Below are 488 nucleotides of genomic sequence, written 5' to 3'. Positions count from 1 at the left end.
GTGCAGGCGCAGGAAAAGAACTGGGCGCCTCTGATCGTCCGCCGTCAACAATGTATAATCATGCAATCCTGCCCGAGCGGTACGACCCAGAAATCTCGGCCATCTACGCGCTCAATGACATCGACATCCGCCCGAAATGGTCTGGAAGCTGCTCGTCGATGCTGAGAACTGGTCGCGTTATTTTTGCCGAAGATTAGGTTAAAATCCTAAGCGGCGCGCGAGAACTGGCGCTCGGGCGATACAGCCGGGTGACGGTCGGCCTTCCGATGAGCCTGTCGTGACGGAATACGTGCCTGAACGCAGGCTCGCCTGGGCGACGACCGTGGACGGTGACGAGACAGGTTCGAGCGCCTCCCACGGCTGGGTGATTACGCCCACGGCCGACGGCTGTCATGTGCTGACCGAGGAGACGCAGCAGGGCCCCTGGTTCCTTGAGGAGCTCGGTCGTAAGCATCCCGGCGCGCTCTACCGCTACACCAGTTATGGGG

At 60.9% G+C, this 488-nt stretch carries 2 pseudogenes; both read left to right on the top strand.

The annotated features are described in order from the left end of the window. A pseudogene (locus EN935_RS42660) lies at positions 1-197 on the top strand (hypothetical protein); the annotation flags it as partial. An 80-nt stretch (positions 198-277) separates the two neighbouring features. Continuing rightward, positions 278-488 (top strand): annotated as a pseudogene (locus EN935_RS42655) (SRPBCC domain-containing protein); the annotation flags it as partial.

Origin of the sequence: Mesorhizobium sp. M7D.F.Ca.US.004.03.1.1 (assembly GCF_003998635.1) — a bacterium.
In the GTDB taxonomy this organism is placed as follows: domain Bacteria; phylum Pseudomonadota; class Alphaproteobacteria; order Rhizobiales; family Rhizobiaceae; genus Mesorhizobium; species Mesorhizobium loti.
Note: the sequence above shows the minus strand (reverse complement) of the source record. Positions and strands in the feature narration are given on the sequence as shown.